The 23,097-nt window shown below is 69.5% G+C and carries 21 protein-coding genes; 12 read left to right on the top strand and 9 right to left on the bottom strand.

All coding sequences use genetic code 11. The annotated features are described in order from the left end of the window. Positions 1 to 2 precede the first annotated feature (2 nt). Positions 3 to 1,136 (bottom strand): sensor histidine kinase, encoded by a 1,134-nt coding sequence (locus ACFQBR_RS32505; protein ID WP_344182521.1) that lies wholly within the window; start codon positions 1,134 to 1,136, stop codon positions 3 to 5. An 837-nt stretch (positions 1,137 to 1,973) separates the two neighbouring features. Between ACFQBR_RS32505 and ACFQBR_RS32500 the strand changes: the two genes are divergently transcribed. From ACFQBR_RS32500 to ACFQBR_RS32460, 9 genes are all read left to right on the top strand, one after another. Next, complete coding sequence (locus ACFQBR_RS32500; RefSeq protein WP_267947509.1) at positions 1,974 to 2,105, top strand: putative RiPP precursor; 132 nt, start codon at positions 1,974 to 1,976, stop codon at positions 2,103 to 2,105. Between the two features lie 138 nt (positions 2,106 to 2,243). Further along, the gene (locus ACFQBR_RS32495; protein WP_344182523.1) at positions 2,244 to 4,076 is read left to right on the top strand and encodes an asparagine synthase-related protein; all 1,833 of its coding nucleotides are present in this window, start codon (positions 2,244 to 2,246) and stop codon (positions 4,074 to 4,076) included. Further along, complete coding sequence (locus ACFQBR_RS32490) at positions 4,070 to 4,333, top strand: PqqD family protein (RefSeq protein ID WP_267947507.1); 264 nt, start codon at positions 4,070 to 4,072, stop codon at positions 4,331 to 4,333. The genes ACFQBR_RS32495 and ACFQBR_RS32490 overlap by 7 nt, the downstream gene beginning before the upstream one ends. Further along, positions 4,330 to 4,773, top strand: coding sequence for a lasso peptide biosynthesis B2 protein (locus tag ACFQBR_RS32485; RefSeq protein WP_267947506.1), 444 nt, complete (start codon positions 4,330 to 4,332; stop codon positions 4,771 to 4,773). Before ACFQBR_RS32490 ends, ACFQBR_RS32485 begins: the two co-directional genes overlap by 4 nt. Then, a complete protein-coding gene (locus ACFQBR_RS32480) occupies positions 4,770 to 6,611 on the top strand; it encodes an ABC transporter ATP-binding protein (protein WP_344182525.1) in 1,842 nt (613 codons plus the stop codon). The genes ACFQBR_RS32485 and ACFQBR_RS32480 overlap by 4 nt, the downstream gene beginning before the upstream one ends. Beyond that, on the top strand, positions 6,608 to 7,357 hold the full coding sequence (locus ACFQBR_RS32475) for a response regulator transcription factor (protein ID WP_344182527.1): 750 nt from the start codon (positions 6,608 to 6,610) through the stop codon (positions 7,355 to 7,357). The genes ACFQBR_RS32480 and ACFQBR_RS32475 overlap by 4 nt, the downstream gene beginning before the upstream one ends. A gap of 126 nt (positions 7,358 to 7,483) precedes the next feature. After that, the gene (locus ACFQBR_RS32470) at positions 7,484 to 8,197 is read left to right on the top strand and encodes an ABC transporter ATP-binding protein (RefSeq protein ID WP_267950209.1); all 714 of its coding nucleotides are present in this window, start codon (positions 7,484 to 7,486) and stop codon (positions 8,195 to 8,197) included. Positions 8,198 to 8,202: 5 nt separating this feature from the next. Beyond that, positions 8,203 to 8,997 (top strand): ABC transporter permease, encoded by a 795-nt coding sequence (locus tag ACFQBR_RS32465; protein WP_344182529.1) that lies wholly within the window; start codon positions 8,203 to 8,205, stop codon positions 8,995 to 8,997. Then, the gene (locus ACFQBR_RS32460; RefSeq protein ID WP_344182531.1) at positions 8,994 to 9,746 is read left to right on the top strand and encodes an ABC transporter; all 753 of its coding nucleotides are present in this window, start codon (positions 8,994 to 8,996) and stop codon (positions 9,744 to 9,746) included. Before ACFQBR_RS32465 ends, ACFQBR_RS32460 begins: the two co-directional genes overlap by 4 nt. 967 nt (positions 9,747 to 10,713) lie before the next feature. On the opposite strand, the gene ACFQBR_RS32455 is transcribed toward ACFQBR_RS32460, so the two are convergent. Next, positions 10,714 to 10,965 (bottom strand): Smr/MutS family protein, encoded by a 252-nt coding sequence (locus ACFQBR_RS32455; RefSeq protein WP_267950208.1) that lies wholly within the window; start codon positions 10,963 to 10,965, stop codon positions 10,714 to 10,716. A gap of 59 nt (positions 10,966 to 11,024) precedes the next feature. Continuing rightward, positions 11,025 to 12,026, bottom strand: coding sequence for a hypothetical protein (locus tag ACFQBR_RS32450; protein WP_344182533.1), 1,002 nt, complete (start codon positions 12,024 to 12,026; stop codon positions 11,025 to 11,027). Between the two features lie 97 nt (positions 12,027 to 12,123). Between ACFQBR_RS32450 and ACFQBR_RS32445 the strand changes: the two genes are divergently transcribed. Continuing rightward, the gene (locus ACFQBR_RS32445; RefSeq protein ID WP_344182535.1) at positions 12,124 to 12,762 is read left to right on the top strand and encodes a MerR family transcriptional regulator; all 639 of its coding nucleotides are present in this window, start codon (positions 12,124 to 12,126) and stop codon (positions 12,760 to 12,762) included. A gap of 24 nt (positions 12,763 to 12,786) precedes the next feature. On the opposite strand, the gene ACFQBR_RS32440 is transcribed toward ACFQBR_RS32445, so the two are convergent. Next, complete coding sequence (locus ACFQBR_RS32440) at positions 12,787 to 13,602, bottom strand: TIGR02452 family protein (protein WP_344182537.1); 816 nt, start codon at positions 13,600 to 13,602, stop codon at positions 12,787 to 12,789. A 212-nt stretch (positions 13,603 to 13,814) separates the two neighbouring features. On the opposite strand from ACFQBR_RS32440, the gene ACFQBR_RS32435 reads away from it, so the two are divergent. Next, the gene (locus ACFQBR_RS32435) at positions 13,815 to 14,375 is read left to right on the top strand and encodes an RNA 2'-phosphotransferase (protein WP_344182539.1); all 561 of its coding nucleotides are present in this window, start codon (positions 13,815 to 13,817) and stop codon (positions 14,373 to 14,375) included. A gap of 22 nt (positions 14,376 to 14,397) precedes the next feature. On the opposite strand, the gene ACFQBR_RS32430 is transcribed toward ACFQBR_RS32435, so the two are convergent. The 3 genes from ACFQBR_RS32430 to ACFQBR_RS32420 all read right to left on the bottom strand — a co-directional run bounded on the left by ACFQBR_RS32430 (position 14,398) and on the right by ACFQBR_RS32420 (position 17,309). Further along, a complete protein-coding gene (locus ACFQBR_RS32430) occupies positions 14,398 to 15,234 on the bottom strand; it encodes a class I SAM-dependent methyltransferase (RefSeq protein ID WP_344182541.1) in 837 nt (278 codons plus the stop codon). Between the two features lie 31 nt (positions 15,235 to 15,265). Beyond that, positions 15,266 to 16,108: an SURF1 family cytochrome oxidase biogenesis protein gene (locus ACFQBR_RS32425; protein WP_344182543.1), complete on the bottom strand. Its 843-nt coding sequence runs from the start codon at positions 16,106 to 16,108 to the stop codon at positions 15,266 to 15,268. A 160-nt stretch (positions 16,109 to 16,268) separates the two neighbouring features. Next, complete coding sequence (locus ACFQBR_RS32420; protein WP_352983309.1) at positions 16,269 to 17,309, bottom strand: chaplin; 1,041 nt, start codon at positions 17,307 to 17,309, stop codon at positions 16,269 to 16,271. 988 nt (positions 17,310 to 18,297) lie between these two features. Between ACFQBR_RS32420 and ACFQBR_RS32415 the strand changes: the two genes are divergently transcribed. Continuing rightward, a complete protein-coding gene (locus ACFQBR_RS32415) occupies positions 18,298 to 19,440 on the top strand; it encodes a CapA family protein (protein WP_344182547.1) in 1,143 nt (380 codons plus the stop codon). Between the two features lie 145 nt (positions 19,441 to 19,585). Here the strand turns inward: ACFQBR_RS32415 and ACFQBR_RS32410 are convergent, their stop codons facing one another. Further along, entirely contained in the window at positions 19,586 to 21,676 is a 2,091-nt protein-coding gene (locus tag ACFQBR_RS32410; protein WP_344182549.1) for an APC family permease, read from the bottom strand. Positions 21,677 to 21,962: 286 nt separating this feature from the next. Beyond that, positions 21,963 to 23,015, bottom strand: a complete 1,053-nt coding sequence (gene add, locus ACFQBR_RS32405; protein ID WP_344182551.1) for an adenosine deaminase — start codon at positions 23,013 to 23,015, stop codon at positions 21,963 to 21,965. Between the last annotated feature and the right edge of the window lie 82 nt (positions 23,016 to 23,097).

The following is a 23,097-nucleotide window of genomic DNA, read 5'->3' as shown; positions in this document are numbered from 1 at the left end:
GCTCAGCGCCGCACCTCCAGCGGGAGCTCCGCCAGGACACGCGTCCCTCCGCTCAGACGTCTGGTCACCGTCAGACGCCCTCCGACGGATTCGACCCGTTCGCGCATCCCGGCGATCCCCGAGCCCGCGCTCCCGCCGGCCCGGATCCCGACGCCGTCGTCGTCGACCCGGACGACGAGCTCGCCCCCGACCGGCGCCAGCATGAGCTCGCACCGTTCGGCCGCCGCGTGCCGAACGATGTTGCTCAGCGCCTCCTGGACGACACGGGTGGCGACGAAGGCGGCTTCCCCTCCGTGTTCCGGGAGGTCGATGTGGGCATCCACCTCCAGGCCGCTCACCGTCGCCGCCGCGACCAGCTCACGAAGCGCGGCGGCGTGGTTCCCGCCGCCGCCGAGCGGAGCACGGTCACGCCGGCGCAGCGCCCGCACCAGGTCCTGCACCTGGACCAGGGCCGAACGCGACCGGTGCTCGATGTCCTCCAGCGCCTCGAGGAGCTCCTCCCGCTCCGAGGACGACACGGCCCGCGCGACGGCGGCTTCGGCGCTGATGGTGCTCAGCGCGTGGCCCACGACGTCGTGGACCTCGCGGGCCATGGCGGCCTCCCTCCGGACGTGCTCGAACTCGGCCTGCTGGCGTTCGGCACGACGCACCGCACCGAGCCGCTCCGCCTCGGCTCGTCCGAGGAGCCAGGCCACACCGATCGCGCCGAGGCCGAACACGACCCCCTGCATCGCGTCCTGTGCCGATGAGCTGACCCCCAGCACGAGGGACACCAGGACGAGGACCCCCAGGACGACGGAGCCGACGTCGCGTTCCCGGGACCCGCCCCGCAGCGCCAGGGGGTACAGGCACCAGGCCGCCCCCACCATGGGATCAGTGGTGGCGGAGAGCAGCCATCCCACCGCCGTGGAGGCCAGCGCCACGGACACCGCGGCAGCCGGGAACCTCCACCGGAGCAGCACGGCGCCGCCCACGAGCAGCGCGAGGCAGGAGCCGAGCAGCCGGTCCCCTCCCGGGGCTAGGCCGAGCACCGGGGGGATCCAGAAGACCAGCACGACGGCCGCGGACACGGCGGCGTCCACCAGCCGTGAGGCGGCGGAGCGCCGACCCGACGCCTCCCGAGCATCTCTCAACATGCGTCGATCCCACCACAGCGGCCCGCACCGCCGACCACGGCGCCCCACCCTCCGCACCCGTCCTCGGCGAGTGCCTTTCCAACCGCCACCGTACGGAGGCCCGTATCAGGGTGGTGCGGGCCCACCCGGGCTCTGATGGAGGAGTATCCGTCCACGAAATCCCTCCTTCACCCCCCTGCTCGGAAAACTTTGGTTCACAAATTTCTCAACTTCACCTCGAACAACATGCGTCCATTCACGCATGCATAGACATGCGATTCAGCAGCAGGCGGCCCGACGACGAGGCGAATAGGATTGATGACACAGCGGAAACGATTCATTGCAGAACGTACCCGCCTCCAATTCAAGATCATTTGTTCATGATTATCGAACCTGTTTCCTCATGTCTGTTCCAGTAACCCCAGTTCAATAAGGGTAGAACGATTACCGCAGAGCGCCCACGAAGCCCCGGAGGGCGCCTCATCCCTGATTCCTTCGAAGATTTCTGCAAGAACACTCCCCCACCAGGGGTTTCTTTCTCCGAGTGAAGCCCGGGGCGAACGTTCACAACGCCGTGACCTGCACTTCCAGAACGAAAGACATCCACCGTGGCGGCGGAGGTTCATTGACTTGGGCGGGAGAACTCACTTAGATTCCCTACGGACGGACAAACGTTCGTCCGCATACCGGGGCCGGCGGATCAGCAGGCCTGCCTACAGCCCTTTCCGACCAAACAGCCACGGTCATTGGGGAAGCCATTGCCCCTTCGGGGGCCTCCTACGACCTGCATTGGCGCCCGTGGAAGACTGAAGGAAGCTGCCCCGCCAGATCCGCCAGTTCTCCAAGAAAGGAAAGACCATGAAGAAGTACACCTCCCCCTCTCTTACCCACATCGGTTCGTTCAAGAAGCTTACGAAGTCGCTGGGTCGCCTGAGCTGCAATGACATCCTCGGCTTCCGCGCCCTGTGGACGACCAGCCCCGCCTGCTGAACGACCTGAACAAGTACGGGGCAGCACTCCTGGAGTGCTGCCCCGTACTCCCATGCGAGATCGGAGAATACCGCTCTACAGAAATTCAGGACGAGCCCCGATACGCAAAATGAAACCACCGGCACGAGAGGAGTGATCGTGGCGCTATTCATCCTCCCCGACACCGATATTCATGAGCGCACCCTGTCGCTGTTCCAGGACACAGTGGGTCCTGTGCTCTGTCATCATCGCTCCGGACGCCCCTGGATACTGGGCAGTCCAGCCAGCGGCGCATTCTTGACATCGCACAACAGGAACTTAAACTTCGCCGTCACCGGCCACGCCCGCCTAAAAAGCGGGGATCTCACAGAGAAAACGGACAGGATCTCCTCCCTTCCACAGACGAAGGACCTCGCCGACGAGCTCGTGGACTTCGATGTCCTCCTCTTCGCCCACAACGGGGAGGAACTCCACGCCTATGCTCCAGTCTTTCAGTCGAGGTCTCTTTTCTGGACGCGGTTCGACGGGCTTGTGGTAGTGAGCGACGAACAGTATCCACTCGCCGCTCTCAACGGTTTCGAGTTAGATCAAAGCGTACTCGCCACGCGCCTCGCCAACGCCGAGGTGTCCCACCCCTTCATGCGGCGGCCGATATGGCTCAACGTCGACGCCTTGGGGACTGCAGAATACCTACACATCGCCAAAGATTCCGAACCCCGAAGAAGTCTGTGGTGGCGCCCACCGAAGGCTGACCAGCCGCTGGATGAACTGAAACACAAGCTCTCCACAGGGATCGAGACAGCACTGAGGTCACGCACAGAAGGCCGTCCTGCAGTCAGCGCCGACCTTTCAGGGGGCCTGGACTCCACAACGCTGGGCTTTTTCTTGTCCAGCATCGGACTGAATCTCCACACCTTCTTCATGGAGTCGAGGGATAAATCAAACAACGACTGGTCGTGGTCGGACCGCGCAGCGCGTGAGATTTCCTCCCATCATTTGAAGGTGCCCTACCAGTCGGTTCTGGACCACATCACGGGGGAGATCCCGGCCTCACCCTCTATCTTTCCGGAGGGGCCTGGAGCACTGTCGACAGCCATAGCATCGGCTTCCACCATTGAGAAGCATATCGGGGGTACCGGAAGCACCCTACATCTGAACGGACACGCAGGGGACGCCCTTTTCGGGCAGGTATCAAGCATGATCTGGTCCTACTTCAGGTCGGGTGGGCGGGGCAGGTACGCCTGGATCTGGCGGTACCGGACGATGAACCGCATCCCTGTACCAGCGTTGTTCAGAATGCTCTTGGATCGGAGGACCTTCTCCTATGAGCTCGGCCAGATCGCCTCGGGGAACTACTCGTATCCAGCTCACGATGCATCTGATTACTCGAGCTGGATCCAGGTGCCACGGTTCCCCAGCTTCTTCACCGAAGCAACCAGGGAGCAGGTGAGCAACCTCGCCCTGTCCGAGCTCCGGAAAGGAGTCGCCGAACTGTCCCCGGACCGGACAGCCCATCAAATACTCTCCTATCTCACCGTCCATGGGGCAGTGAACAGGAGGATGAACTACGTGTCGGACAAGGTCCAGTTCGACAGCCCGTATCTCGACAGAAGAGTCGTCGAAGCAGCACTTTCCCTCAATCACAGGGATCGAACGCGACAGTATCCGGCCAAGCCATTGCTTGCAGCAGCGAGACCGAAAGAGATGGGCCTCGACTACTTTCTTCGCCGCGACAAGGGGGACTACACACCTGAGGTGTTCGACCACCACCGGACGATACTCGACCGCGCACACGACACCTTCTCCGACGGGTCGCTACTCGGTGACATGGGGCTCGTGAAGAACGAAGAGGTGGTGAGAGCATCTGACTCCTACTCGGCAGACGGGATCGCATATTCGGAAGTCGTTGACCTCGAATTCGCCGAGAGATGGCTTCGGAACGTCCGCGAAGAAAAGATCAGAATCACCGCGGGAGGAAAACAGGCATGGTAAAGCTCAAATCCACGGTCAAGATCAGCGCAAACGAGGAAGGCGCTCTGCTGCTGGACACGAAGAGAGGAACCTACTGGCATCTGAACGCGGTTGGCATACGACTTGCCGAGGCCCTCGACGTAGAACGGTCGGTCGATGAACTCGTCCTGACCGTCACCACTGATTTCGACGTGCCCCCGGACGTCGCGCGACGCGACGTCCGCAAGCTTCTCCGGGACATGAAAAAGGCGCGTCTCGTCGAGGGGAGGATAGCGTGAGCAGCCCCGTCCTACCGGAACCGGCAGCGGAGTCCGCCTCCCGCGGAGCGCTGCTCCGTTCTCGCGCCTGTGTGGGGTTGGCGCTCGTCGTCAGCCAGCTCAAGCCGCATCGGATCAAGCAGCTCATGAGCCTGGTCGTGCGCAACGGCGGGAGACCCGCGGTGGAGGACGTGGAACACCACCGGGGACTGGTCGTCTCCGTCAGCACGCTGTGCGCCGGTGAGGGCTGTCTGCCGCGGTCGATAGCCACCGCGCTCCTGGCGAGGTGGCACGGCTACGGCGTCACCTGGTGCACCGGCGTCCAGGACAGGCCCTTCGCCGCACATGCCTGGGTCGAGATCGACGGTCGCCCCGTGGGTGAGTCCGCCGATCTGGGCGGGTTCCGCAAGATGCTCGTGTGCACCCCGGAGTACGCCTCCTCAGGCGGTGAGAAGAATTGACCGTCTCGGACACGGACACAGACCCCCGAGACCCGCTCCGTTCCGGGGAGGGGGGCGCGCCTGGCCCCTCAAACGGCCCGGTCGCCGGTTTTCGTGACGTTCTGCCGCTCCTGAGGCCGTACCGCGTTCCGCTCGGCATCGCCTTCTTCCTCGGCACCCTCGGCACCGCCGCCGGCGCGGTCCAGCCTCTCGTGGTGTCCAGGATGGTCGACACCTTCCAGAGCGGCCTCCCTCTGGGTGAGGCGGCTCTGCTGGTCGTGCTCCTGCTCGTCAGCGCAGTGCTCACCGGGGTGCGCGAACTCGTGATCGAACGAACGGGTGAGAGGTTCGCCTATGATTCCCGCGAACGGCTGGTGAAGCACCTCTACTCGCTGCCGATGGCCAGGCTTGACTTCCGGGACCGGGCAGACCTGGTCACGCGGGTGACGACAGACGTCTCCGAGACACGGACCTTCCTGACATCTGGCCTGATCGACCTTGCCATCAGCACGATCACCGTATTGATATCGCTTGTCATGATGGCGTTGATCGACCCCGTACTGCTCGGCCTCTCCTTCGTGGCGGTTCTGGTCGTGTTCGTCGTCGTCCTGGCTCTCGGCAGGAAGACCAGGCCGGTCGGGCTCCAGATGCAGAACGCGCTGGGTGCTCTCGCGGAGAGCGTCTCGCGCTCGCTGGGGTCCATGAAGACTGTGCGGGCCGCCCGGGCGGTCGGCCGGGAATCCGACAAGGCCATGGCGATGGCCTCGGAGGTCCGCCGAGCCGGCCTCAGGGCAGCAGGTCTGCGCGCGCTGCTGCAGACGGTGTCCGGTGTGGCCGTGCAGGTTCTCCTGATCGTGATCGTCGGCTTCGGCGCCCTGAGGGTCGCGTCGGGGGAGCTCACCACCGGTGAACTGAGCGCATTCATCATGTACTTGATGCTCATGGTGACCCCGATCGCGATGGTGGGGAATGTCGTGGCCTCCCTCGGTGAAGCTTTCGGCGCCTTGGCGCGCATATTAGAGATAAAGTCCGAGCCCACAGAACCGGACATCCAGACTGCAAACAGCAGTATCCTCGCCGGACATGCGGACGAAGTCTTCCGCTTCGAAGACGTATCGTTCCGGTATGACCGACCGACGTCGAGCGTCCCCGACACCACAGAATTGACGCTCTCCAGCGTCTCGTTCTCCGTCGCACGGGGGGAAACCGTTGCCCTCGTAGGGCCGTCCGGCGCTGGCAAATCAACCCTGTTCTCACTTCTTGAGCGTTTCTACGAACCGACCGACGGTCGGATACTCTTCCATGGACAAGACGTCATGGAATTATCACGCGATAAACTCCGGAAGCAGCTAGCATATGTCGATCAAGACGCCGTTGTACTTTCCGGGAACGTGAGAGAGAACCTGATGCTGGCTGACACAGAAGCGACGGACACCGAGTGCATCGACGCTCTGAGACAAGTCGGGCTCGTGCAGGACCGCGAGGAAGGACGCCGTTATCTCGAAAAGCAGATCGGCGAAATGGGCATGCGCCTCAGTGGTGGACAGCGCCAGCGTCTGGCAATCGCCAGGGCTCTGCTCTCCGGGAACCCCGTGCTGCTGCTGGACGAGGCGACATCAAATTTGGACAGCCGTAACGAGGCCCTGATCCGGGATGCCCTGGACCTCTCGGCAATCGACCGGACAACGCTGGTGATCGCCCATCGTTTCTCAACCGTGGTCTCGGCGGACAAGATCATTGTCCTCGACATGGGACGCGTCATCGCCCAGGGAACCCACCACGAACTGATCCAGAGCTGCGAGTTGTACAATGAGCTCGCAAAGCACCAGTTCCTCTCGGGGCACGCGGAGAAGACATGAGCTCGCAGGTGTATGAACCCTCTCCTCCCGCCAGGGAGGACATCGCCGTCGTCGACGCGGCCGGGGCCGGAGGACCGACGCACCCCGGGTCCTCCATCAGGGTCTTCATGGCGGACGACGACGACGGATTCCTGCGCGCCTACAAGAAATTCTTCGCGAAGGTTCCCGATATCGACCTGGTCGGCACAGCCGACACGGGAAAGGGAATGGTGAAGCGGCTGGCCGCCTCGGAGCCGGACGTCCTGCTGCTCGACATCGAGATGCCGGGGCCGAGCGGCATCGACGTCGTCCGCGATTTGCGACGGAATTCGCTTTCGACGAGAACCGTGATGCTCACTTCGTTCGACCACGACGAATACGTTCACGAGGCCCTGCGATTCGGCGCTTCCGGCTTCCTCCTGAAGAGCGCTTCGCCCGTCCGGATACTGAGCGCGATCAGAGCCGTCCACGCGGGACACGCGTCCTTGGCGCTGGACGTGACGTCGCGGTTGTTCGGTCGCCTCTCCGCCGGGGGCGGCGCCGCCCCGGCCGGACCGCCTGACGGCGGACACCCGTCCTTCACCGAGCAGCAGATCAAGATCTGCCGTCTCCTGGCAGCCGGCCACAGGAGCCAGGACATCGCAGCAGAACTCCATCTGAGCAACGAGACCGTGCGTACCTACCTTCGGCGCATGTTCGAGAAGTTCGGCGCCAAGAACCGGACCCACCTCGTCGTCCTGGCCTACGAGGCGGGCGTCCTCGGCTGAGGCCGGACCCCGCCCGGACGGACCGGGGCCGCCAGGTGTCCACTTTCGGGTGTCAGCGCGGCGGGGCCCGGCGTGTGAAGCTCGATGCGCACGGAGGAGGCGGTCGACACAAGGGGTCTGGTGCCGGTGATCGAAGTCAAGGACGTTTCGAAGAAGTACGGTCCCAAGGTGGCCGTCGACCGGGTGAGCTTCAGCGCCGCCCCCGGACGGGTCACCGGTTTCCTCGGCCCGAACGGGGCCGGGAAGTCGAGTACGCTCCGCGTTCTCCTCGGGATCGACCGGGCCACCTCCGGCACGGCGCTCATCGAGGGCCGGCCGTACACATCGCTACGGCAGCCCCTGAGGACAGTCGGTGCGATGCTCGACGGCGCCTCGGCCGTGCCGGAACGCCGGGGAGTCGACCACCTTCGCTGGATCGCCCAGTCCAACCGCATACCGTCCCGGCGGATCTCCGAGGTCCTGGAGACGGTCGGCCTCTCCGAAGCGGCGAAGGTGCGGGTGGGCAAGTACTCCCTGGGCATGAAACAGAGGCTGGGTCTGGCCGCGGCCCTGCTCGGAGAGCCGCGGATCCTCGTCCTCGACGAGCCGGTCAACGGCCTCGACCCCGAAGGCATCCGGACCATCCGTACCTTCCTGCGACGGTATGCCGACCAGGGCAACACCGTGTTGCTGTCCAGCCACCTCATGGGCGAGACCGCGGAGACGGTCGACGACATCGTGATCATCGACAAGGGCCGCATCATCGCGAACGGCTCCCTGAGCGAGATCACCGAGGGGCACGCCTCCCTCGAAGACGCGTTCTTCTCGTTGACGGGCAGCCAGCCCGGGCAGAGTTGGTGATCGGCGTGCTGAGCGTCGTCCGATCCGAGTTGACGAAGGTCCTGACCCTCCCGAGCGTCTGGGTGATCACGGGCGTCATCCTCGCCCTCAACGTCTTCTTCCAGTACCAGACTCTCGGATTCAACATCGACACCGTCGCGAACGTGCGGCCCGACGGTATGTCCGAGGTCGATGGAAGGGCCGTTCACGCCGAGACGGAACTCCGGCAGACGCTCGGTGTCAGCGTCTTCAATCCGGGCCTCCTCTTCCCGATCCTCGGCGCGGTGCTCGCGGGTACGGAGTTCCGGGCGGGGCAGCTCGGCCTGAGCTTGGTCGCCGTTCCCCACCGCCTCCGCCTGGTCCTGGGCAAGCTCTCGGCCATGACGGCCTACGCGCTCGTGCTCGGGCTCGTGTGCATCGCCATGGCCAACGCCTTCATGTACATCGCTGTCCGGAACTGGAACCCCGACATGCTGTGGAGCACGGACATGCTGGCGGCCGAGGCCGCCCTGCTCCTCTTCACCGTGACGTTCACCCTGATCGGCGCCGGGATCACCCTCATCACCCGGCGCACTCTGACCGGGATCATCGCGACGGTGATCCTGATCATGCTGACCATGGCCCAGGTGGTCGCGATGGTTTCGCCCGCCGTGGACGCGTTCCTGCCCCTGAGTGCGGCGCGCAACCTTCTGCTGCAGGGACGGGACGCGGGCGCGCCGCTGACCGGCAGCGCCGGGCACGGCGCGGCAGTCCTGGCCGGTTGGGCTCTCGTCACCTCTGTCGTCGCGACGCTCGCCGTCAAGCGGAGGGACGCAAGGTGAACACGAGGACCGAGCCGCCCGTGATCCGTCGACGCGACGTCACCGCCGCAGAGATCACCAAGATCATCACGAACCCGGTCGGCATCACCATGCTCGCCGTCACCCTGGCCGCGAACACGCTCCTGGCGGTGATCGAGGCGTCGGGGGTCACCTTCTACACCGGAGGCTCCCAAGGGCCCTCGACGCTGTCCTCCTTCGGCACTCTCATGCTCGCCCCGGTGTACGCGTTCCTGGTCCTGCCCGTGCACGCCGCGGCGAGCGAATACCGCGGAGGCCAGCTTCGCATGAGCCTCACCGCGACCCCGGACCGCCGCGCCCTGGTGCTCGGGAAGCTGGGAGCGATGGTCACCACCGTGCTCACCGCGGCGGTCGTCGTGCTCGCCCCCGCGCGACTGCTCATCGGGGTCTCGGCCGGGTCGGGGGCGGGAGAGCTTCTCCTCGACCTCGGACGGTGGATCGCGGTGTACGCGTTCATGTCGGTGATCGCCTTCGGCCTCGCCGGCCTCCTCCGCAGCACGATCACGCCCCTGGGGATCCTGATCACCCTCCCCCTGGTCGTCGCCACCGGCGTCCTGCAGTGGCCGGAAGCGCTCAGGCTCCTGCCCGACCAGGCCGGCCTGAGCCTGATCGGAGCCCCCGCCTACGACGTGCATGAGCTTCCACCCGGAATCGCCGCGCTGACCCTCGCGGTCTGGGCTCTCGTGGCCCTCGCCGTGTACGCGGTCTTCCTGGTGCGCCGCGACGCCTGAACCGTTCGGACGAGAACTCCCCGGCACCCCCGAGCCGGGAGGCACCTTAACAAACACGAGGAGAGGTATACAGAATGAAGCAGGGAACGAAGACCGTTGTCTGGTCGATTGCGGGCGTCATCGCCCTGGCCCTGATCATCACGTTTCTCACCCTTGGCGGTTGATCGCCGGGAAAGCACCCCGGTGAAAACCCGTCGGACCGACCGGGCGTCCCGCCAGGAGTAATCGGTACCGACCCCGGGGCCCTCGGAACCGCCCGGCCCCGAACGGGGCAGGGCCGCCCCGCCGAACGGACGACTCGGTGGAAACGGGCGCCTTGCCGGGAGCACCGGCAGAACCGCCCCGCTCCGAAGTGAGGCTGCACGGCGGACCGGACTCCGGGAGCCCCTGGCACACGGGGGACCACCGACCCGCCACCCTGTATCGGACAGTCAAGGCCGCACGGAACACCAGGAAGGGATTTTTCTGTTGGCAAACTATTTATTGTTCGACAGCAGCTGTGCAAGGTGCGGAAACCTGGCTCGAACTGTCGAGAAGATCGGAGGCGGATGGCTGGAGAGCCGAAGCCTCGAAGATCCGCATATACAGGAGATGCTCTCCCAGGCCAGACCCGGCTGGGACTGGAAGCCGATGTTGGTGACGGTCCGCCGAGAACGGGTCCGCGTCTACTCCGGGATATGGATGGTGCTGCGCCTGGGTGTCGGTCTCGGTCCGCGGAAGTCGTTCCGGATTCTGACCAGCGCCGCCTGAGCCCGGAGCGCCTTTCGACGTGGCGCCCCTGGTCGAACGACGGCCACGCCCCGGGAAACCGGCATGCAGACCCCCGCCCCCCGGGACACTCCGCCCTGCCGGGGAACGGCGGGGAAACCCACTGTGTCCTCCCTCGTCACGGGCCCTCAAGACTCCCGGTGGCCCGTAGCAGCCCGCTCACGGCACGGGGCATCGCACGGAGCGGCCGTGCCCCGGGTCAGCGCTTGAAGTGGATGAAGAGACGGCCGAAGTTCTTGGAGTCCTTCTCGACCCGGTGGTAGCGGGCCTTGACGTCCTTGCGGTCGAGGTAGCGCAGCACCCGCTTCTTCAGCTGCCCCGACCCCTTGCCGGGGATGATCTCCACGGTCCTGGCCCCGGTGCGCTCGGCCTCGTCCATGATGTCGGCGAGGGCCCTGTCGATATCGCGGCCCTTGTTGAAGATGTCGTGCAGGTCGAGTTTGAGCCGCACCGTGCCTCCTCCGCGTCCGGTCACACGGATGATACGGGCCGACCGGAGGCGGAGGCCGCTCAGGCCCGCCCGGTCGCCCGGTTCCGTTCGCGGCCGCTCCCGCGTCTGCGCAGCGCCCACCACAGGCCCGCCGCGGTCGCCGCGGCCAGCAGTGCCGCCGCCAGGAGGGTGACGGCGTCCGGGCGCACGACCGACTGGCCCCGCAGCGCCTGCCAGGCGGTCAGGACCAGGAGCGCCGCGTGGGCCGATCCGACCACGGCGACCACGCGCAGCCGCACGGCGTCCGGCTCCAGCCGCGGGTGGCGGCGGCCCAGCGCCACCAGGAGCAGGGCGAGCAGGACGAGCGCCTGGAGCCCGTGGATGCCGACGAAGTGGGCGACCCGCAGGTCCCCGGCGACCGTGCTCCAGCCCACGACCGGCAGCCCCGGCCCGCCGTCCGCCACGCCGACGGTGTGCGCCCCGATCACGTCCCCCGGTCCGCCGTTCTCCAGGGCGACCATCTGCTGGTCGGACGGGACGGTCATGAAGAAGGCCGCGGCCATTCCGGCGAGGGCGATCCCCGTGCCGATCCGCACCGCCCAGGTGGTGGAGCGCTCGCCGACGCGCTGCACGAGCAGCAGGACGCCGATCCCGAGGTTGGCGGTCCACGCGGTGACGATCATGGCGGCCATGGCGTTGTAGACGGCCGTGTCGAACGGGGTCGCGTAGTTGTAGTGGCTGAGCTCGCCCCGCCAGGCCTGGAGCCCGATCGCGGCCAGCTCGCCGAGGACCATGGCGGAGAAGAGCGTCCCGAGCCACCACCCGGTGCGCCGCCACCGCACGAGCAGCGAGAGCAGCCACGCCAGGGTGACGTTGTAGACCGCGATCGACAGGGCGAACTTGGCCGGCTTGAGCCAGATCGGGCGGCCGACGAGCGTGCGGTCGTCCACCGCGAGGCCGACGAGGGCCGCCGCCAGGACGACCGCGCACAGGGCGGCGGTCGCCATGAGGGGGCGGTGCCAGTCCGGCGCGGTCCGCAGGAACGCGCCGGGGGCGGGGCGGGGGGTGGTCGGGACGTTCACGCTTCTCCTTTTTGGATACTTCCACTATCCATTACGGATACCTTTACTATCCATGAAGCACCGGGACGTGGCAAGGGAAAGAAGCGAGGATGGGCCCATGCGTATCGGCGAGCTGAGTGAGCGGTCCGGGACCCCGGTGCCGACGATCAAGTACTACCTCCGCGAAGGGCTCCTGCCCCGGGGCGAGCGCACCGGCCCCAACCAGGCGAGCTACGGGGAGGGGCACCTCCACCGGCTGCGCCTGGTCCGCGCCCTGACCGACGTGGGCGGCCTGCCCATCGCCACCACCCGCGAGATCCTCGCCCGCGTCGACTCCCCCGACCCTCCGATCACCCACGAACTCCTCGGCCACGCCATGCACGTGCTCCCGCCCGCCACGAAGGGCGTCGCCACCGCCGAAGAGGAGGACCACGGCCGGGTGCGGGCCCTGTTCGAGCGGCGCGGCTGGCACGTCCACCCCGAGAGCCGCGCCGCCGCCGACCTGGCCGAGGTGGTCTCCACCTACCGCCGCGCAGGGCGCCCCCTCGACGACGAGGCCCTCGACGGCTACGCCGCCACCATGGAGCAGGCGGCCCGGGTGGACCTCGATGTCATCGGCCGGGTCACCGGCACCGACGAGATCCTGGAGAGCGCCGTCGTGTACTCGGTGCTCGGCGACACCCTCATGGCGGTCCTGCGCAGGCTCGCACAGGCCGACGAGTCCGCCCGGCGGGCCGGCGTGGTGCCCGGGGACTGACGCGGACCCGCGCCGGGCGCGGGGTCACAGCGCCCCAGCGAAGGCCTCGCGCACCGTGTCGTCGCGGTCCAGGACCGCGAACACCACGTGCTCGAACATCCCGGCGAACCCGCCGCCCGGCCTCAGGTGCCCCGCGAAGGCCGCCGCCACCTCCGACGGGTGGTTGCCGAACACGCCGCACCCCCACGCCCCGAGCACCAGCCGGTCGACCCCCTGCTCGGCCGCGACGGCGAGCACGCCGCGCGCCCGCGCGGCCAGGACGCCGGGAACGGGGTCGGCGGGTTCGACCCGGTTGCGCTCGATCATCCGCCGGTTCGGCGCCGCGCAGGTGAGGAAGGAGACCAGCAGGGGCTCCGGCAGCCACCCGCCCCCGTCGTCGCGGTACACCGGCACGCCGGGCGACCAGATCACCCTGTCCGTGTAGAGCAGGCTCCCGTGCTCCCGGTGGTGGTCGTAGTACTCCGGGCACAGCACCAGGGAGGCGTACAGGGCGCTCGACCTGGCCAGGCTCTCCTCCTGCGCACGCGCGCCGTTGGCGACGCCGCCGCCGGGCCTGCGGGCGGACGCGAAGTTCAGCGCCGCCACATGGGTCCGCCCCGGCCCGGACGCCAGTCGCCCGGCCGCGGCGAGCGTGCTCTCCCGGGTGACCTCGAAACGGGTCGTGCGCCGCATCCCCGGCCCGGAGGGCGCCGCCGGCTCACCCGGCAGGTAGAGCCGCGTGCCCGCCCGCATCGCGGCCAGGTCCCCCGACAGGTCCACCAGCCGCTCCCCGACCCGGTAGTGCCCCTGCTCGAAGGCGTCGCGGGTCTCCCGCCACACGGCACGCAACCTCTGGGACACGGGGCCCTCCTCCTGTGGTCCACGGCGCGGGCCCGGCCCGCGGTCCCTGGAGGCGGACGGTCGTCGGCCGAATACCGGTCGAACTACGCAAACTACTCCCCCGGACCCGAGCCTCCAAGAAGATTTCCGCATCCGGACAGCCCGAAAACCCCTGGCACGCGACGGCGGGCGCACGGGATCATCCCCATGTGGAAAGACCGGCGAACACACGCATGAACACCAAGGAGAGGGTCCGCGCCTCCAAGTTCCTGGCGCGCGTCCTGCGCCACGACCCCGGCCTCGCGGGGCTGCGTCTGGATGCCCAGGGGTGGACCGGGGTGGAGGACCTCCTCGCGGGCTGCCGCGACGCCGGGATCCGCCTCTCCCGGGAAACCCTCGCCGAGGTGGTCGGGAACAACGACAAGAAGCGGTTCGCCCTCAGCCCGGACGGCACCCGCATCCGCGCACAGCAGGGCCACTCCGTCGATGTCGACCTCGGTTGGGAGCCGAGCGTCCCCCCGGAACTGCTCCACCACGGAACCGTGGGCCGGTTCCTGCCCGCCATCGCCGCCGAGGGCCTGCGTCCGATGAACCGCCACGACGTCCACCTGTCCCCCGACACGGAGACCGCCCGCCGGGTGGGGGCCCGCCGGGGCACTCCCGTGGTGCTCTCCGTCGCCGCCGGGCGCATGCACGCCGACGGCCACGTCTTCCGTGTGACCGGGAACGGGGTCTGGCTCGTCGCCGCCGTGCCCCCGGAATACCTGGGCGGGTCCGCCGCGCCCGACCTCTGAGGCGGGGCGTCCCGGCCGGCCCTCAGCCCTTCGGCCTGACCGCGGAGAAGATCGCGGTGCCGGGGATCATCCGGCCCCGCACCGGCCCCCAGCCTCCCCACACGCGGTCGAGCCCCTCTGGCCACTCCGGTTCGACCAGGTCCTTCAGCGTCAGCCCCGCGCGGGCGATCCCCCGGACCCAGTCGCCCACCGTGTGGTGGTGCTCCACGTAGACCGCGTTGCCCTCGTCGTCCTCCTCCACGTAGGCACGGCGGTCGAAGTAGGACTGGTGGACGGTGAACCCCTCCTCGCCGGGGTCGTCCGGGAAGCTCCACCGGACCGGGTGCGTCACCGAGAAGACCAGGCGCCCGCCGGGGCGCAGGACCCGCGCCGCCTCACCGAGGGCGTCGTCGGCCGAGGGCACGAACGGGAACGCGCCGAACGACGAGAACACCGCGTCGAAGGAGGCGTCGGCGAAAGGCAGCCGCTGGGCGTCGGCCTGCACGGTCGGCAGGCTGTGCCCCGTCTCGGCGTCGATCCGCCGCGAGTGCTGCAGCTGCCGGAACGACAGGTCGAACGCGACCACCTCCCGCACGCCCCTCGCGCGCAGCCACCGGCCGCACTGGCCCGCACCGCAGCCGACCTCCAGGACCCGTGCCCCCCGCAGCTCCGCGGGCTCGCCGAGCAGCCCCGCCCGCTCCTCGGTCAGCCCCTCCGGGCACCACACGAAATCGGCGTCGCCCAGGAAGCCGCCGTGTTCGGCCTGGTAGGCGTCGGCGGCGCCGTCCCACCACAGGCGTCCGGCGCGGGAGCTCTCCTCCGCGTCGACGTCGCGGCGCTCCACGTGTCCGGGCGCCGGGTAGTCGGTCTCGTCGTGCATGGGGCTGGCTCCTCGTGCCGTGGACGGGGACTCAAAGGTCGGTACCGCCACCGGTCCCGGCGGCGGCCTCCGACGGCTCCTGCCCGGGCGGCCCCGCGGGGGCCGCCTCCCCCGGACGCCCGTCCTCGCGGGCCTCTCGGGCCTCGCGCAGTTCGCGGCGGACGAGGAAGATCCAGCCCGCGACGGCGACGACGGCGAACACCCACCACTGCACGGCGTAGGAGGCGCTCATGCCGGAGTCCACCTCGCGCAGCTCGACCGGCTCGGGGGCCGGATCGGGCGCCGGGTCCTGCCGGGTGAGCTCGACGAATCCGCCGTAGACCGGGTAGGGCAGTCCGTCCGCGATCATGTCGACGTCGACCATCATGAGCTGCCCCTCGGGCAGGTCGTCGCGGTTGCGCAGGCCGCTGTTCTCCTCCGTCTCGGAGAAGTGCAGCCGACCGGTCACGTCCACGGTCCCGCCGGGGGCCGCCGGGGGCTCGGGGGCGTCCAGCGCGGTCTCACCGCGCTGGATCCATCCGCGGTTGACCAGGACGGCCGTACCGTCCTCCCCGACCAGGGGGGTCAGGACGTGGTACCCGACGCCGCCGGATCCGTCGCGGTTGCGCAGGAGGATCTCGTGGGAGGTGTCCCAGGTGCCGGAGGCCTCGACGGTGCGCCACCGGTCGCCGGGGGCGACGTCCTCCCCGACGGCGGCCAGCTCCGAGACGGGAACGGGTTCGGCGGCGAGGTTGTCCTGCTGGAGGTTGACGGACGCGCTGCGCAGCTCCCAGCGGTCCAGCTGCCAGAAGCCCAGCCAGACGAAGCTGGGCACGATCACCAGGACGAGCGCGTGGAACGCCAGCATGCGTTGCGACAACAGGACCTTGAGCACGTCTTCGAGGTTATGAGACGCTCCGGGCCGCGCCGCACCGCCCCTCGCGAACGGCCGCGGGGCCGCCGGCGTCCGGCGGCCCCGCGTGGGCGCCCGGGGCGCGGGGAGCCTCCCCTCCCCGCGTCCCGGCCCCGGTCCGGACCTGCCGGACCCGGGCCTCCTACTCCTCGTGGCCGGCGGCGGCGGACGCCTTGCGCTTGCGGGCGAAGTACAGGCCCGCGCCGCCCGCGCCGATCGCGGCGACCGCGGCGGCGACGAGGCCGCCCAGAGCGGTACCGGTCACGGCGAGCTGCTCGTCGGCCTGCGGCTCGGGGGTGGCGGGCCGGTCGCCGCTGACGCTGGAGTCGTCCTCGCCCCTGTCCTCCTCACGGGGCGCCTCCGGAACGGTGGGCTCCTCCTCGGGGGCCTCGGGCTCCTCGGGGGTCTCGCCACCCGGCTCCTCGGGCTCCTCGGGGGTCTCGGGGTCGGGGTCCCCGCCCTCGGAGATGGTCTCCATGCAGGCGGACTGGGCGAGGCCGAGCACGGAGACGGCGTTGCCGCAGATGTCGACGGCGGCGTCGACGGGGACGAGCACCTGGTTGCCGCTGGCCACACCGCCCGCGCCGCTGGTGGAGGGTCCGCCCTCGTTCTCGGGGGAGGCCTGGATGATGTTGATGATGGTGGTGCACTTGGCACTGGAGCCGCCCAGGACGGCCACCGAGTTGCCGCAGACGTTGATGGCCGCGTCGACGGGGACGACGATCTGGTTTCCGCTGGCCACCCCGCCGGAGCCGTCCGTGAGGGCACGGGGCGCGTCGGCGCTCTCCTGCTCCAGGACCTCGACGACCTCCAGGCACTCGGCCTCGGAGATGCCGCCGACGGCGACGGAGTTCCCGCACGCGTCGACGGCGGCGTCGACGGGGACGATGATCTGGTTGCCGCTGGCGATGCCGCCGGCTCCGCTGGTGGCGGCCCCGCCCTGGCCGCTGACCTCGTAGAGGACCTCCGAGACCCGGGTGCACTTGGCCGAGGAGATGCCGAGCACCGCGAGCGAGTTGCCGCACAGATCGGCCTCGATGTCCACGGGGACGACGATCTGGTTGCCGCTGCCGATGCCGCCGGAGCCGTCGGTGGTGGTGTCGGCGAAGGCCGCTGTGACGGGGGCGATGACCAGCCCGGCGGTCATCACGGTGGCGAAGGAGTAACGGAGTGTGTTGCGCATGTGCGGCTAGGACCTTTCACGGAGACAGCCTGGGTTGCGCCGGTCGTGGCGCTGGTGGTCGTGGGCGGACCGGGTGTCCGCGTCGCGGCGGAGCACTCGTGCGGTCCCGCTGCCACGACCGTGCGGGTCCGTCACCGGCGAGCGGTGGAACGGCGGGGTGACCCGCGCACGTGGGAGTCGTGGTCCGGCGTTCTCCGAAGTGGTTTTCCGGGGACGAACCGCCGACGGACCGAAACGTTAGCAAGCCACTGCGGGCTCGCACGCGTTTTCAGGCAATGTCCGCCATCGCCACAAATACCCTCCGCTCACAGTATGTCACTCTGAGGGATACCTGCTGTTCGCAGACGTGGAGACGACTACTCAGGGTACACACAAAACAACAGAGGGCCATGAAAGATGATGAATTTTTTTCAGGTAAACCCCCGAACGTAATCCACTAAGCACCTTCGTTGATTAGTTTGACCGGTCTTCGAGTACGCCTTATACCCCAAGGCACCCCCTTGCGCTCCATGAGAACAATGCGGCGTTGGAGAGAAAAGAGCGGATAGACGTGCGCGACGCACGGGGCTCCCGGAGCACCGGAGCCGGAAGGACCCTTCGCACGACGGCCCCAGCCCCCTCCGATGCCGGCGCCAAGGAAAGAGAAAAAGGAACTCACAGCAGCCGAAATGATGCTTTCGCTGTCCCAATACGACCTCTACCGCAACTCAGGAAACTCTCACCCCACTCACGGCGGACTCGACCGAACCCGCTGGCCATGAGCGTGCGATCGACGGCGGGCGGCCGAAAACCGACCGGAATACAGCCGATGTCGTACCGACGAAAAAGGGACCGCCGGCCCTACTCTGAGCACTGCCGGTGATCACCGGTGACGGGTCGGTACGCCCATGGCCGCCAATCCGTTCATGAAGGCCAACTGGAAACGCATGATGTGCGTCCTCTTTTCAGGACATGCCCTCCGTTTCCCCCGCCCCCACTGGAGCATGCAATGCAGTCCGTACCCCCGTGCCCCCGCACACGCACGCGCACGACACTGTCGGCCGGCGCCGCGACACTCGCCCTCCTCCTGGCCGCGACCGCCTGCTCCTCGGGGGGTGGCGGGCAGACGCAAGAGGTGGAGGGCGCGGTCGCCCCCGGGGTGGAGGCCTCCACCCCGCCCTCCCCCGACACGGAGTCCGAGTCCTCCCACGAGCCGTTCACCATCGCCTTCGGCGGCGACGTCATGTTCGAGGGGATGCTCGAACCCCGCCTGGCCGACCCCGCCACCGCGCTCGGCCCCGTCTCCGCGCAGCTCTCCGCCGCCGACCTGGCCATGGTCAACCTGGAGACCGCCGTCACCGAGGGCGGCACCCCCGCCCCCGACAAGGAGTTCCTGTTCCGCTCGCCCCCGAGCGCCCTGGAGGCCCTGGCCGCCGGAGGCGTGGACGTGGCCACCGTCGCCAACAACCACGGCATGGACTACGGCACGGACGGACTGATCGACACGCTGGAGAACGGCGAGGCCTCCGGTGTCGCGCTGGTCGGCGCGGGCCGCGACGCCGACGAGGCGTACACACCCCATGTGGCCGAGGTCAACGGCCAGAGCGTGGCCCTGTTCGGCGCCACCGACGTCATGGACGACCACCTCGTGGCGGAGTGGACCGCGGGTGAGGGCAAGCCCGGCATGGCCTCCACCAAGAACGAGATGCGGGAGCGGATGCTCGACGCGGTCTCCGGGGCCGCGGCCGAGCACGACAACGTCGTGGTCTTCCTCCACTGGGGCCTGGAGGGCGCGCACTGCCCGCTGCCGCACGCGCCCTCCCTCGCCGAGGAGCTGGTCTCGGCCGGGGCGACCGCCGTGGTCGGCGGCCACGCGCACGTCCTGTCCCCGGGCGGGTTCACCGGCGACTCCTACGTGCACTACGGGCTGGGCAACTTCGTGTTCTACAACGTCGAGGGGCCCACCGCCGAGACGGGGGTGCTCACCCTCACCTTCGACCGGGGCAGTGTGACCGGGGCGGACTGGGCGCCGGCGCGGATCCAGGGCGGCGTGCCCGTCCCCTACGAGGACGAGGCCGCGGGTCAGGCCGCCCAGACGTGGCTCGACATGCGCGCCGGGTGCGGGCTGACCCTGACCGACTCCCCCGCCTAGCGGGCCGGACGGGCGTCTGCCCCCTCCGGCGGGGCGGGCGCCCGTCGGCGGGCCCCGGTCCGGACGTTCGGCCGGCCGGGGCCGCCGCCCGGGAGGAGTGACCCGCGCGCGGACCGGGGACGGGGGCCGACCGCAGCCCCGCACCTCAGCTGACGTGGACGACCGGACGCCGTTTGGGGTCCTCCTCGGCCTCGCGGAGGATCTCCCGGGTGAACGACGCGGTCTCCCCCTCCCCCAGCACGCCGAACCTGAACAGCAGCCGGATCGGCGACCCCTCCGACCAGGCGAAGTAGCAGTGCGGAACGGCCCCGGTCCGGTCACGGAGGCACAGGAGGACCGCCGCGAGCGCGTTGGGGGCTGCCGGGCTGCGCACCCGCAGGACCCGGTGGCCGTCCACCTCCACCCCGCGCGCCCGCAGGACGCTCGCGAACTCCGACGGGTGGTGCACCTCGACCTCCACGAACAGCGGCGGCGTCCGGAGCGGGATCGGGTGCAGGAGCATCTGCTCGCGCTCGATCTCCTCGTATCCGGCCGCCCCGCCGGACCCGGGCCGGTTGGCGAACAGGTGCAGCCGGCCCCGGAGCACCGCCTCCAGGGCGAACCTGACCGCCGTCTCGTCCAGGTGGAAGCTGCTGGTCCGGAGTTCCGTGCTCCTCAGTGCCCGTGAGACCAGCGACACCAGGACGGTGCCGGCCACGAACGCCAGCGCTATGAGCAGCCCGTCCGGCCTGGCCGCGACGTTGTCGGCGAGCGCGTAGCCGAACACCGCCGTCAGGAACCCGAACCCGGCCACCGCCCGCCGCCGCCCCGAGCGGTGGGCGAGGACCGTCACCGCCAGGGCCGAGGTGACCAGCATGGCGAGGATCCCGGTGGCGTACGCACCCGACTGGGCGGTGACCCCCGCGTCGAAGGCCACGGTGATGGCCATCGCGACGGCCGTGTACACCAGCACCACGGGCCGCACGGCCAGTCCCCACGCGGGCGCCATCCCGTAGCGCGGCAGGTAGCGCGGCACGATGTTGATCAGGCCCGCCATGGCCGAGGCCCCGGCGAACCACAGGATGAGGACCGTGCTCACGTCGTAGAACACGCCGAACCCGTTGCCGAGCAGGTCGTACGCGAGGTAGGCGAGCACGCGGTCGGCGGCGGGCCCACCGGGCTCCACCGCCTCCCGGGGGACCAGGACCCCGGAGACGAACGTCGTGGACAGCAGGTAGACGCTCATGACCACGGCGGCCGTGGTCAGCATGGTCCGTGTGTCGGCGATCCGCGACCGCAGGCGCTCCTGCCCGGTCCCTCCCCCCGTCCGGATCAGGGGCATCATGCTGACGCCCGTCTCGAACCCCGACAGGCCGAGGACCAGGAGGGGGAAGGCCACCAGGACGGTGGCCGCCATCGACGGGAGCCCCCGGCCGCTCCCGAGGAGCGCGCCCTCCCAGTCGGCGAGGGTCGACGGGTCCGCCGCGATGCGCACCAGCGCGGCGACCACCACCACCGCGTTGAGCAGCAGGAACACCAGCACCAGGGGGACGGCGATCCGGACCGCCTCGCGGAACCCGGCCAGGAACACCGCGCCCAGGAGGGCGAGGAGGACGAGGGTGACCGGCACCGGGTGGTCGGCCAGGGCGGCGGGGGTGTACGGGTTGGCGGCCAGGTGCGCGGTGGCGTCGGCGGTGGACAGGGTGATGGTGACGATCCACGACGTCGCCACGAAGCCCAGCAGGCACAGGACGAGGAACTTGCCCCTCCACTCGGGGAGCAGGTGTTCCAGCATCGCCACCGACCCCTGGCCGTGCGGGCTGCGCTCGGCCACCCTCCGGTACACGGGCAGCATCCCGCCCAGGGTGAGGACGACGATCAGCAGCGTCGCCACGGGTGAGAGGGCGCCCGCGGTGAGGATCGCGATCGCCGGGAGGTAGCTGAGGGTGGAGAAGTAGTCGACGCCGGTCAGGCACATGACCCGCCACCAGGAGTGCTGGCGCTCGGCGTGCGGCGCCGACCCCGGGCCGCCCACCTCGTCCACCCGCCTTGCCAGGAGCCACCGCGCCAGGGCGCCGCGCGCGCGGGAGCCGTCCGGGGGAGGGGCCTCCCACACGTAGGGGCCGGTGTCCCCGCCGCCGGCGCGGACTGCGCCCGTGTCCGCACCGGCGCCGCCCGCGGCCGCCCGGCCGGGCTCCCCGGCGCCTCCGCCGTGGCCGGAGCCCCCCTCGGCGTTCCCGCCGGAGTCCCGTCGCATCGCGTCTCCCCCCGGGGCCGGGCACGGGCACTGCCGTGCCCGGCGCACCCCCAAGTCTCCTGCTCGGGGGCGCTCCCGGGGGTCAGCCCGGCGACCGCGTGTCGGCCGGAGCACGGCCGGATCCCCGCGCCCGGGTGCCCGCGGGCTCTGGAGGCGCCGCGGACGGGTTCGCGGGGGGCGGGCCGATCCGGCGGGGGCGCCGAAGGTCCCCGCGCTCACAGGCGGCCGCGGTGCCCCCACCACACCGGGGCCGCAGCGGAGCGGAGGTCCGGGAGGAGCAGGGTCCCTAGAGGCTCCCGACCCCCACCCCGTGGCGGGCGGCGACCTCCTCCATCTCGGCCAGCAGCGCGCGGCGGTGGGCCGCCCCCAGGTAGGAGGCGTGCACGGCGTTCGCCGCGAGGCGGACCAGGTCCCCGGCCCCCAGTCCCAGCCGGTGGGCGGTGGCGTACTCGCGGTTGAGGTCGGTGCCGAACATGGTCGGGTCGTCGGTGTTGAGCGTGACCAGCAGCCCGGCGTCGAGCATGCGGGGCAGCGGGTGGTCACCGATCGCCTCCACGGCGCGGGTGCACACGTTGGAGGTGGGGCTGACGTCCACCGGGACCTGCTCCTCCACCAGCCGGGCCACCAGCTCCGCGTCGCGCATGGAGTCGATGCCGTGCCCGATGCGCTCGGCGCGGAGCGCGTCCAGGGCCTCCCGCACGCGCTCGGGTCCACCGTGCTCACCGGCGTGCGGGAGGCTGGCGAGCCCGGCGGCGCGCGCCCTGCCGAACACCCCCGCGTACTGCTCCAGGGGTGTCTCCACACCGCCCACCCCGAAGCCCACCACGCTGGGCGGGCCCTCCGCCAGGACGGCCTCCAGCGTGGCCTCGGCGCTCTCCAGACCGAAGTCGGCGGGGAAGTCGGGGATCCACCGGAGCCTGATGCCGTGCTCGCGCTCGGCCTCGCGGCGCGCGTGCTCGATCCCGTCGAACACCACCCGCGCGGGCACACCGCGCATCAGGTGCGTGTAGAGGCTGACGTGCACCTCCGCGTAGCGGACGTTCTGCGCGGCCAGCCGCCCGGCGACCGCCGAGGCGAGGACGGCGAAGTCCTCCTCGTCCCTGAGGGTCGTCACCGACGCCAGGTAGACCTCGATGAAGTGGGGGAAGTCGGTGAAGGCGTACCAGTCCCGGAGCTTCTCCAGGGTGTCGGGGACGCCCTCGGCCGCGTGTCTGCGGGCCAGGTCGAAGAGGGTCTCGGCGGGCATCGAGCCTTCGAGGTGGACGTGCAGCTCGACCTTGGGAAGGTCCCGGACGAGCGCGTCGACGCCGGTCCCGGCGGGGGCGGTGTGGTTCTCCATGGCGCGAGGTTACGCGCGGTCACGCGCCCGCCCAACCCCTTCCGGACGAACCTGACGACGGCCTGTCAGCCTCTCCCCCGGC

The sequence above is a fragment of the Nocardiopsis tropica genome, from assembly GCF_042660575.1.
Classification (GTDB): Bacteria; Actinomycetota; Actinomycetes; order Streptosporangiales; family Streptosporangiaceae; genus Nocardiopsis; species Nocardiopsis tropica.
Note: the sequence above shows the minus strand (reverse complement) of the source record. Positions and strands in the feature narration are given on the sequence as shown.

Coding starts and splice junctions, on each gene's coding strand:
- ACFQBR_RS32410 (WP_344182549.1), bottom strand. CDS start 21,676: ATGCGACGGGACTCCGGCGGGAACGCCGAGGGGGGCTCCGGCCACGGC.
- ACFQBR_RS32505 (WP_344182521.1), bottom strand. CDS start 1,136: ATGTTGAGAGATGCTCGGGAGGCGTCGGGTCGGCGCTCCGCCGCCTCA.
- ACFQBR_RS32435 (WP_344182539.1), top strand. CDS start 13,815: ATGAACACCAAGGAGAGGGTCCGCGCCTCCAAGTTCCTGGCGCGCGTC.
- ACFQBR_RS32490 (WP_267947507.1), top strand. CDS start 4,070: ATGGTAAAGCTCAAATCCACGGTCAAGATCAGCGCAAACGAGGAAGGC.
- ACFQBR_RS32500 (WP_267947509.1), top strand. CDS start 1,974: ATGAAGAAGTACACCTCCCCCTCTCTTACCCACATCGGTTCGTTCAAG.
- ACFQBR_RS32415 (WP_344182547.1), top strand. CDS start 18,298: ATGCAGTCCGTACCCCCGTGCCCCCGCACACGCACGCGCACGACACTG.
- add (WP_344182551.1), bottom strand. CDS start 23,015: ATGGAGAACCACACCGCCCCCGCCGGGACCGGCGTCGACGCGCTCGTC.
- ACFQBR_RS32445 (WP_344182535.1), top strand. CDS start 12,124: ATGCGTATCGGCGAGCTGAGTGAGCGGTCCGGGACCCCGGTGCCGACG.
- ACFQBR_RS32430 (WP_344182541.1), bottom strand. CDS start 15,234: ATGCACGACGAGACCGACTACCCGGCGCCCGGACACGTGGAGCGCCGC.
- ACFQBR_RS32420 (WP_352983309.1), bottom strand. CDS start 17,309: ATGCGCAACACACTCCGTTACTCCTTCGCCACCGTGATGACCGCCGGG.
- ACFQBR_RS32475 (WP_344182527.1), top strand. CDS start 6,608: ATGAGCTCGCAGGTGTATGAACCCTCTCCTCCCGCCAGGGAGGACATC.